The sequence below is a fragment of the uncultured Gemmiger sp. genome, from assembly GCA_944388105.1.
In the GTDB taxonomy this organism is placed as follows: domain Bacteria; phylum Bacillota; class Clostridia; order Oscillospirales; family Ruminococcaceae; genus Gemmiger.
The window spans coordinates 1-9,164 of sequence record CALXHN010000083.1 but is presented as its reverse complement, the minus strand read 5'-3'; the positions used below and the strand labels follow the sequence as shown (position 1 = coordinate 9,164).

The window sequence follows — 9,164 nt, the reverse complement described above, 5'->3', positions numbered from 1 at the left end:
GCGTAGGTGTCGCTGGTCAGCTCCCCGAGGATGGGGGTGCCGGTCAGGTCGTAGCAGTAGTCCTTCCAGTTGGCCAGACCGATGGGGCCATTGACCTGGAACAGGGTGGGCGCGTCGCTCTTGGCCATCTCGCTCATCAGGGTGGTCTCGTACTCACCGGAAGCGGCGGTGACCACCGTGACCGGCACGCCGGTCTGCTCGGTGTAGACGGCGGCCAGGTCCTGCCACTGCTGGTCCTGCTCCGGCTTGAAGTTCAGGTAATAGACCTTGCCGGAAGCACCGTCGGTGGCGGCGGCGGAAGCGCCGGTATCGCCGGTGGCGGCGGAGCCGCTGCTGCCGGACGAAGTGCCGCATCCGGCCAGCAGGCCGGCGGCCATGGTGCAGGCGATGCCCAGAGAAAGAAGTTTCTTGGCTTTCATGGTGTTGTCCTCCTTGCAAATTTCGTTGGGAAGGGGTTCCGTTGCCCCCTGTCGTTCTGCCTTGTCGGTTGGTAACGTTTCCAACCTCTTTCTGTCCATATCATAGCGCGCATTGTCCAAATTTGCAAGGGAATTTTCCACTTTTTCATGATTTTTGTATGAATTGCCAAGGAGCCGACTCCCCTTTTGTGCAGTTATTGCGGGAATCCGGGAAATGCTGATTGGAATCGTTTCTTTTCTGTAACTTTTACGCTGCCGCAACAAAAAAGGACATCCGCCGGCAGCGGATGTCCTTTTGGGGTTCAGGATGCGGGGTCTATCACACCAGCCCGAAGAGCAGGCCTATCAGGCGGACCGCACCGGCGACCAGCCATGCGATGGCGCACTGGCCCACCAGCACGGCGGCTGCCCACTTGGTGCCCAGTTCCCGCTTGATGGCCGCAATGGCCGCCACGCAGGGGGTGTACAGCAGGCAGAAGGCCAGCAGGCTGGCGGCTGCCAGGGGGGTGATGGCGGCCAGCAGCTGTTCGGTGGAGCCGAAGAGCACCGACAGGGTGGAGACCACGCTCTCCTTGGCCATGAAGCCGGAGATGAGGGCGGTGGAGATGCGCCAGTCCCCGAAGCCCAGAGGCGCGAAGATGGGGGCAATCCAGCCGGCGATCACTGCCAGGATGCTCTGCTGGGAGTCGGAGACGATGGCCAGATGGGTGTCAAAGGTCTGCAGAAACCAGATGATGATGGTAGCCACAAAGATCACGGTGAAGGCGCGCTGCAGGAAATCCTTGGCCTTTTCCCACAGCAGCTGGCCCACGTTCTTGGCACCGGGCAGGCGGTAGTTGGGCAGCTCCATGACGAAGGGCACCGCCTCGCCGTGGAAGAGGGTGCCCCGCAGCAGCATGGCCACCAGGATGCCCATGGCGATGCCGCCGAAGTAGATGAGGAACATGACCAGGCCGCCCATACCGGGGAAGAAGGTGGCCACAAAGAAGCTGTAAATGGGCAGCTTGGCCGAACAGCTCATGTAGGGGGTGAGCAGGATGGTCATCTTGCGGTCCCGCTCGGAAGGCAGGGTGCGGCTGGCCATCACACCGGGCACGGTGCAGCCGAAGCCGATGAGCATGGGCACAATGCTGCGGCCGGAAAGGCCGATCTTGCGCAGCAGCTTGTCCATGACGAAGGCCACACGGGCCATGTAGCCGCTGTCCTCCAAAAGGGACAGGAAGAAAAACAGGGTGACGATGATGGGCAGGAAGCTGAGCACGCTGCCCACCCCGTTGAAGATGCCGTCAATAACAAGGGAGTGGAGCACCTCGTTGACGTGCAGGGCGGTCATGCCCGCGTCCACCGCGTTTGTCAGGGCGGTGATGCCCCAGTCCAGCACGGCGGAGAGGGCCGCGCCGATCACGTTGAAGGTAAGGAAGAAGACCAGGGCCATGATGCCGATGAAGCAGGGAATGGCGGTGTAGCGGCCGGTGAGGATCTTGTCCATCTGCACGCTGCGCAGGTGTTCCTTGCTCTCGTGGGGTTTGACCACCGTGCCGGCGCAGACCTTTTCAATGAAGGTGAACCGCATGTCCGCGATGGCGGCAGCCCGGTCCAGGCCGCGCTCGTCCTCCATCTGGCGGATGATGGATTCCAGCATCTGCTTTTCGTTGTCGGTGAGTTTCAGCTGGTCCAGGATCAGCTGGTCGCCCTCGGCGATCTTGGTGGCGGCGAACCGCAGGGGGATGCCTTCGGCCTGGGCGTGGTCCTCGATGAGGTGCATGATGCTGTGCAGGCAGCGGTGCACCGCGCCGCCGTGGTCGTTCACGTCACAGAAGTCCTGGCGGCCGGGGCGTTCCTGGTACTTGGTCACATGCAGCGCGTGGGAGACCAGCTCGTCGATGCCCTCGTTCTTGGCGGCGGAGATGGGCACCACCGGGATGCCCAGGGCGGATTCCATCTCGTTGACCCGGATGGAGCCGCCGTTCTCCCGCACCTCGTCCATCATGTTCAGGGCCAGCACCATGGGGATGTCCAGTTCCATGAGCTGCATGGTCAGGTAGAGGTTGCGCTCGATGTTGGTAGCATCCACGATGTTGATGATGCCCCGGGGATGCTCATTGAGCAGGAAGTTCCGGGTGACGATCTCCTCGCTGGAATAGGGGGACATGGAGTAGATGCCCGGCAGGTCGGTGACGCTGGTGTTGGCACGGCCGCGGATGGGGCCGTCCTTGCGGTCCACCGTGACGCCGGGGAAGTTGCCCACATGCTGGTTGGAACCGGTGAGCTGGTTGAACAGGGTGGTCTTGCCGCAGTTCTGGTTGCCCGCCAGGGCAAAGGTGAGCACCGTGCCTTCCGGCAGGGGGTTCTCGTCCGCCTTGCTGTGGTATTTGCCGCTCTCGCCCAGGCCGGGGTGGGGCAGCGGCACACCCCGGCGGCGCACCGCCGCGGCGGCCTTTTCGGCGTCGGCCACGTCCTTGATCTCGATCTTTTCGGCGTCGGCCAGCCGCAGGGTCAGCTCATAGCTGTTGATGCGCACCTCCACAGGGTCCCCCATGGGCGCAAACTTCACCATGCTGACCCGGGCCCCGGGGATCAGGCCCATGTCCAGCAGATGCTGGCGCAAAGCACCCTCCCCGCCCACCGTCACGATGGTGGCGGCTTTGCCGATCGCAAGTTCCTTCAATGTCATTGTTTCTCTTTGCCTCCTGGCTTCTTTCCCACAAATCCGCAGAATACGGAATTTCTCTTATAATCCAGTTTATTGTAGCACAAAGCCCCTGTTCCTACAATACGGGGCCAAGCAAAAAGCCGCACCCCGCAGGGTGCGGCCAAAGGTTCTTTACTCGGTTTTTGCCGCCGGGGTCTGGGGCGCGGCGGCGGGGGCTGCCTGGGCAGCCGGGGCGGCGGGCTTGGCTGCCGGACGGGGTGCCGGTTTGGGCAGCGGGGTGGTGCGGGTGTAGGTGTCGCTGTGGCGGGTGGTGTCCGGGGTGGTGTAGCCCGGAGCCATCTTCAGGCACTTTTTGGGGCAGACGTTGACGCAGTTGCCGCACTGGACACAGTCGAACCGCTGGATGGTCCAGGTGCCGGCGGCCCGGTCCACCGTCAGGGCCCCGGGCGGGCAGCTGCGGGCACACATGCCGCAGCTGATGCAGGATTCAATGTCGATCTCGATATGCCCGCGCATCCGCTCCGGGTACTGGGCCGGGGCAAAGGGATAACTGGTGGTCACCGGTTTGCGGAAGAGGTTGCGCAGCGCCGTGCCCGCAAAGGGCATAAGTTTCAATGAACTCATCTTGGTCTCACCTCTCGGTACAGCTGATGCAGGGGTCAATGGTCAGGATCAGCAGGGGCACATCCGCCAGCTGGCAGCCCTTGAGCATGTTCAGCATGGGCGGAATGTTGCTGGTGGTGGGGGTGCGCAGGCGGAACCGGTCGATGAACTTGGTGCCGTTGGCCTTGACGTAGTAGATGGCCTCGCCCCGGGGCTGCTCGATGCGGGTGAAGTACTCGCCCTTGGGGAAGCCCTTCACCGGCACGGCGATGGGGCCGGCAGGGATCCTGGCCGCCGCCTGCCGGATGAGGTCGAAGGACTGGCTGATCTCCCTGATGCGCACCTCGCACCGGGCGTAGGAGTCGCCATCGTTGGAGGTGATGGGTTCCAGGTCCAGCTCATCGTAGGCGGCGTACCCCAGCTTGCGGGCGTCGTAGGCGATGCCGCTGGCCCGCAGCATGGGTCCCACCGCCCCCATGAGGGTGGCCTGTTCGGGGGTCAGCACCCCCAGGCCCCGCAGGCGGGAGCCGGTGGTGTAGTCCCGCAGGAAGGCGTCCGCGATGGGCTTGAGCTCTTTTTCCATCTCGTTGCAGGTGTCCACGATGTTCTTGAGCATGGTCTCGTCCATGTCCTTGAGCACCCCGCCGATGCAGTTCACCGAGAAGATGACCCGGCCGCCGGTGGTGGCGTCGAACATATCCAGGATCTTTTCCCGCAGTTTCCAGCTTTCCATGAACAGGCTCTCAAAGCCCATGGCGTCGGCCAGCAGGCCCAGCCACAAAAGATGGGAGTGCACCCGGCTCATCTCCATCCAGATGGTGCGCAGATACCGCGCCCGGGGAGGCACTTCCACGTTCATGATCTGTTCCAGGGTCTGGCAGTAGCCCAGCCCGTGGCCGAAGCTGCAGATGCCGCAGACCCGCTCCGCAATGTAGACGTATTCCTTGAAATCCTTGGTCTCCACCAGTTTTTCCAGTCCACGGTGGACAAAGCCGATGCTGGGCACCGCGTCCACCACCACCTCATCCTCCAGGACCAGGTCCAGATGGATGGGTTCGGGCAGGACGGGGTGCTGGGGACCGAAAGGCACAATGCTTCGTTTTGCCATAGTCTTACCCCTTTTCCTTGAACGGCGTGGGCCGCGCGATGCGGTACAGCTTGTCGTGATAATCGCCCTGGATGCTCTCCACCTTCACCCCGAAGAGCTCCGCGGCCTCGTTTTCCTGCAGGAAGGCCCCGGGGTACACCTGGGTGATGCTGGGCACCGATTCCTCGGTGGCCACGGTCAGGCGCAGGGTGCGCATATCATACCCCTTGGCGAAGGAGTAGCTCAGTTCATAGCCGTCGGGCAGGCGCGCGGCGCAGATCTGCACCACCCGCCAGCCGTCCATCTTGAAGCGGATCACCTGGGGCATGAACCGGGCCATGGTGATGGGCTCGATCGTGTTGGCAGCTTCCATTGTCAGCCCTCCTCCTTGTTTTCGTGATAGTTCCTGCGCTTTTCTTCCAGAATTTCCAGCGCTTTCACCACGCCGTCAATGATGGCCTGGGGCCGCGCGGCGCAGCCGGGTACATACACATCCACCGGGATCACCGTGTCGATGCCGCCCTTGATGTTGTAGCAGTCCTTGAACACCCCGCCGGTGCAGGCACAGATACCCACGGCCACCACCACCTTGGGGTTGGGCATCTGCTCATACAGCTGCTTGACCACGCTTTCGCACTGGGCGTTGACGCCGCCGGTGATGAGCAGGATATCCGCCTGGAAGGGGTCGCCGGTGTTGATGATGCCGAAACGTTCAATATCGTATTTGGGTGTGGTGCAGGCCAGCACCTCAATGTCGCACCCGTTGCAGCTGCTGGCGTCGTAATGCAGCAGCCAGGGGGACTTTGCCAGTTTTTTCATTTTGTATTGCCCCCTTTTTCAGCGTACCAGCATGAGGATCAAGCCGTTGAGCCCGCCGGTGAGCAGGGTGACCACCCAGCAGCCGTCCAGCAGGGTGCGCCACTTGACCCGGGCGGAAACGTTGTCCCACAGGATTTCCAGCAGGAACACCACCAGGCAGGCCACAATGGCGATGGGCCAGCTCCACCAGTGTTCGTTGAGGAAGAAGAGCGCCACGATGCCCAGCATGAGCACCATCTCGTAGTATTCCGCAATGTTCATCACGGCCAGGGTGGGGCCGGCCATCTCGGTGGTGATGCCCTTGACCATCTCCTGGTGGGCATGGTGGCTGGTGGACAGATCAAAGGGCGACTTGCGCAGCTTGATGGCGGTGATGAACATGAAGCCCAGCAAGAAACCGGGCATGACCAGCACCGCGCTATGGGGCATGCGGATGATGTTCCCCACATGGAAGCTGCCGGTGGCCAGATAGAAGCCCACGGCCATGAGCAGGGTCAGGGGTTCGTAGGCCATCATCTGGATCATCTCCCGTCCGGCACCCAGGGTGGCGAAGGGGGAAGAATCGCTGGAGGCCGCCATGACCAGGAACATATCGGCGGTGGACAGGATGAACAGGCACATGAGGATGTCCGCCCCCGCAAAGAGCATGGACCCCGCCACGGCCAGAAAGACCAGATAGCTCAGGTTGAGCAGCATCTGCACGCTGTTGACCGCGATCATCTGTTTGGAAAACAGCTTTTTGATATCGTAAAAGGGCTGCAGCATGGGCGGGCCCTGACGGCCCTGCATCCGGGCGCTGACGCGGCGGTCCAGCCCGTCCAGCAGGCCGCCCACCAGGGGCGCCAGCAGCAGATACCCCAAAACAGAAATGACCGGCATCATACCGCACCTCCTATGATCACACAGAGCATGACGATGAGCACCCCGGCAGAGATGATGACACCCGGCCGCATGAGGCGGCGGCGCCCGAACTCAAACCGCAGGTACCAGTTGCTCAGATACAGGTGTTCCGGTTCCCCGAAGCTGTTGGTGAAGTAGGTGTTGTCCCCTTCATTGATGCCGCCCATGTAGATGGGCACATAATGGCGATGGGTGGACCGGGTGAGCAGGAACATCAGGGAGGGCACGAACAGCACGCTGACCAGCATGATGGCCATGGTGGTGAGCACGCTCATGGACAGCACTTCATGGGCGGTGCCGTACAGTTCCTGGATGATGGGGGTGACCACCCGGGAGGACACCAGGGGGAACAGCAGGCACAGCCCCAGGGTGGCCGCCGCGTGGATGTACATGGACAGGTACTGGTCCGGGTGGGTGGCGTCGGTGACCTTCACCTTGGTGTGGTGCAAGGACACCAGCTTGCACAGCCACTTGGTCCAGTAGAGCATGGTGGTGGCGCTGCCGTAGGCCAAAAAGATGACCAGCAGGTAGTTTTCCGCATCCACGAAGGCTTTCAGGGCCACCCACTTGGAGATCAGCATGCCGAAGGGCGCCAGGTACATGCCCGCAATGCCGATGCCCATGATGTAGGTCAGCCGGGGCAGGCGGAGCAGCAGGCCGTGCATGTCCTCAATATCCCGGGAACCCAGGGAGTTTTCGATGGAGCCCACCGCCTGGAAGAGCATGGATTTGCTCACCGAGTGGAAGATCATCAGGAGCACCGCAGCCCAGATGGTCTCCTCGGCGCCGATGCCCGCGCAGGCCGCGATCAGGCCCAGGTTGGACACGGTGGAGAAGGCCAGCACCTTCTTGCCGTCGTTCTGGGCAATGGCCATCATGCTGGCCGCAATGAAGGTGAAGCCGCCGATGAAGGCCACCGTCATGCCGGTCATGTTGCCCGCCATGGCGGGGGCCAGCCGGATGAGCAGGTAGACGCCCGCCTTGACCATGGTGGCGCTGTGCAGCAGGGCGCTGGAGGGGGTGGGCGCCACCATGGCGCCCAGCAGCCAGCTGGAGAAGGGCAGCTGGGCGGACTTGGTCAGTCCGGCCATGGCCAGCAGCACCACCGGGATGGTGGCCTTGGCCGCCACCAGTTCACCCAGCTGCACCGTGTGCAGGGTGTGGGCCGCCACCACAATGGCGATGGCAAAGCCGAAGCCGCCCAGCAGGTTCATCCACAGGGCGCGGAAGCTGTTGTTGATGGCTTCCTCGGTGCGGGTGTAGCCGATGAGCAGGAAGGAGATGACCGAGGTGATCTCCCAGAAGAAGTACATCCAGACGAGGTTTTCGGACAGGACCAGGCCGATCATGGCCGCCAGGAAGAAGAACAGCATGGAGAAGAAGAACCCGCTGCGGTCCTGGTAGTCCTTGTGGTGCTGGTGGTAGGCCTGCATGTAGCCCACGGCGTAGATGCAGATGAGCCCGCCCACCAAAGCCACAATGAGGATCATCAGCATGGACAGGCAGTCCAGCTGGATGTGGGTGGGAGATTCCACCGGGCAGGTCAGTTCCGACCAGGCCATGAGCCCGGTCTGCCCCACCGAGAGCAGCACCACCGGGTACTTTTTGTATTTGATGCTCAGCACCACGATGAGGATCATGAGGGCGAACTCACCGGCCAGCATCAGGTGGTCGATAAGGGGCACCGACCCGCACAGGCTGACGATCCCGCCGCCGCCCTGCAGCCATGCCCCCAGCAAAAAGGCGGCCAGCACCATGAGAACGGCGGCGCCCCCGTACACCACGCGCCCCCGCACACGGGGGTCACGCAGGAGGGGGATCACCAGCGCCATCAGGGCAGGCCACCCGATCAAAATTGGAATGATTGCCATATTTTCAACCTCCTCGGGGAATATTCCCGGACAATCATACAGATTTTTTGACAAATTAGTATCATTATAGTCCTCTTGTTTCCGATTTACAAGTCCGTCTCTTTTGTGGATTTTTGTGCCGGATGGTGCTACAATGAGATGGTGCGGCGGTGGAACACCGCCCTTTTTGACAGTTTCTGTCCCTTTCGGAAACGGGGGTTTTGCCATGCACGAACTATCCATCACCCAGAGCATCCTGGACATCTCCCTGCAGGCCGCGGCCCAGCAGAACGCTTCCCATATTCGGGAAATTCGCCTGCGGATGGGGCCTTTTTCCGGGGTGGTGCCGGAGTGTGTGCAGATGTACCTGGACGTGCTGGCCAAAGGCACCCCCGCCGAAGGAGCCAAAATCAAGGTGACCACGGTGCCTTTGAAGGTGCTGTGCCGGGACTGCGGCCGGGAGGGTGAGATCGACCGCGCCCACATTGCCTGCCCTTACTGCGGCAGCCTGCGGCTGAAGCGGCTTTCGGGCAAGGAATTCATGGTGGAAAGTCTGGAGGTAGACTGAATATGGAGATCAAAGTGCTGCATCAGGTCATGGAATGGAACGAGGACGTGAGCGCCGAGGTGCGCCGCACCCTGAAAGACCACAAGGTTTGTCTGATCAACGTCATGGGCAGTCCGGGTGCCGGCAAGACCAGCCTGATCACCGCCCTGATTGCCAAACTGCGGGAAGAGTTTGCCATCGGGGTCATTGAGGGGGACATCACCGGGCAGATCGACGCCGAGAAGATCGCGGCGCTGAAGATCCCGGCGGTGCAGCTGAACACCGA

The 9,164-nt window shown here is 62.0% G+C and carries 10 protein-coding genes; 2 read left to right on the top strand and 8 right to left on the bottom strand.

The genetic code is table 11. The features are described 5' to 3' along the window. The 8 genes from Q0K17_RS08955 to Q0K17_RS08920 form a co-directional block, all read right to left on the bottom strand. On the bottom strand, window positions 1–419 hold a 419-nt coding region (locus tag Q0K17_RS08955), incomplete at its 3' end, for an extracellular solute-binding protein (RefSeq protein ID WP_294542402.1). Between the two features lie 319 nt (window positions 420–738). Beyond that, window positions 739–3,093, bottom strand: coding sequence for a ferrous iron transport protein B (gene feoB, locus Q0K17_RS08950; protein WP_294542400.1), 2,355 nt, complete (start codon window positions 3,091–3,093; stop codon window positions 739–741). Window positions 3,094–3,243: 150 nt separating this feature from the next. Further along, window positions 3,244–3,696, bottom strand: coding sequence for a 4Fe-4S dicluster domain-containing protein (locus Q0K17_RS08945; RefSeq protein ID WP_294542399.1), 453 nt, complete (start codon window positions 3,694–3,696; stop codon window positions 3,244–3,246). Window positions 3,697–3,703: 7 nt separating this feature from the next. Continuing rightward, the gene (locus tag Q0K17_RS08940; protein ID WP_294542398.1) at window positions 3,704–4,783 is read right to left on the bottom strand and encodes a nickel-dependent hydrogenase large subunit; all 1,080 of its coding nucleotides are present in this window, start codon (window positions 4,781–4,783) and stop codon (window positions 3,704–3,706) included. A 4-nt stretch (window positions 4,784–4,787) separates the two neighbouring features. Further along, a complete protein-coding gene (locus Q0K17_RS08935) occupies window positions 4,788–5,135 on the bottom strand; it encodes an NADH-quinone oxidoreductase subunit C (protein WP_294542396.1) in 348 nt (115 codons plus the stop codon). A gap of 2 nt (window positions 5,136–5,137) precedes the next feature. After that, complete coding sequence (gene nuoB / locus Q0K17_RS08930; RefSeq protein WP_294542395.1) at window positions 5,138–5,581, bottom strand: NADH-quinone oxidoreductase subunit NuoB; 444 nt, start codon at window positions 5,579–5,581, stop codon at window positions 5,138–5,140. An 18-nt stretch (window positions 5,582–5,599) separates the two neighbouring features. Beyond that, window positions 5,600–6,463, bottom strand: a complete 864-nt coding sequence (locus tag Q0K17_RS08925) for a complex I subunit 1 family protein (RefSeq protein WP_294542393.1) — start codon at window positions 6,461–6,463, stop codon at window positions 5,600–5,602. Beyond that, window positions 6,460–8,352, bottom strand: coding sequence for a proton-conducting transporter membrane subunit (locus Q0K17_RS08920; protein ID WP_294542392.1), 1,893 nt, complete (start codon window positions 8,350–8,352; stop codon window positions 6,460–6,462). Before Q0K17_RS08920 ends, Q0K17_RS08925 begins: the two co-directional genes overlap by 4 nt. Before the next feature lie 205 nt (window positions 8,353–8,557). Between Q0K17_RS08920 and hypA the strand changes: the two genes are divergently transcribed. Both hypA and Q0K17_RS08910 read left to right on the top strand, forming a co-directional pair. Further along, on the top strand, window positions 8,558–8,899 hold the full coding sequence (gene hypA / locus Q0K17_RS08915) for a hydrogenase maturation nickel metallochaperone HypA (protein ID WP_294542391.1): 342 nt from the start codon (window positions 8,558–8,560) through the stop codon (window positions 8,897–8,899). 2 nt (window positions 8,900–8,901) lie between these two features. After that, window positions 8,902–9,164: GTP-binding protein (locus Q0K17_RS08910; protein ID WP_294542389.1), on the top strand; the 263-nt coding region annotated here is incomplete at its 3' end.

Bases quoted from the DNA above. Each gene is read 5' to 3' on its own strand.
- Q0K17_RS08945 (WP_294542399.1), bottom strand. From the start codon at position 3,696: ATGAGTTCATTGAAACTTATGCCCTTTGCGGGCACGGCGCTGCGCAAC.
- Q0K17_RS08940 (WP_294542398.1), bottom strand. From the start codon at position 4,783: ATGGCAAAACGAAGCATTGTGCCTTTCGGTCCCCAGCACCCCGTCCTG.
- nuoB (WP_294542395.1), bottom strand. From the start codon at position 5,581: ATGAAAAAACTGGCAAAGTCCCCCTGGCTGCTGCATTACGACGCCAGC.
- Q0K17_RS08920 (WP_294542392.1), bottom strand. From the start codon at position 8,352: ATGGCAATCATTCCAATTTTGATCGGGTGGCCTGCCCTGATGGCGCTG.
- Q0K17_RS08935 (WP_294542396.1), bottom strand. From the start codon at position 5,135: ATGGAAGCTGCCAACACGATCGAGCCCATCACCATGGCCCGGTTCATG.
- hypA (WP_294542391.1), top strand. From the start codon at position 8,558: ATGCACGAACTATCCATCACCCAGAGCATCCTGGACATCTCCCTGCAG.
- feoB (WP_294542400.1), bottom strand. From the start codon at position 3,093: ATGACATTGAAGGAACTTGCGATCGGCAAAGCCGCCACCATCGTGACG.
- Q0K17_RS08925 (WP_294542393.1), bottom strand. From the start codon at position 6,463: ATGATGCCGGTCATTTCTGTTTTGGGGTATCTGCTGCTGGCGCCCCTG.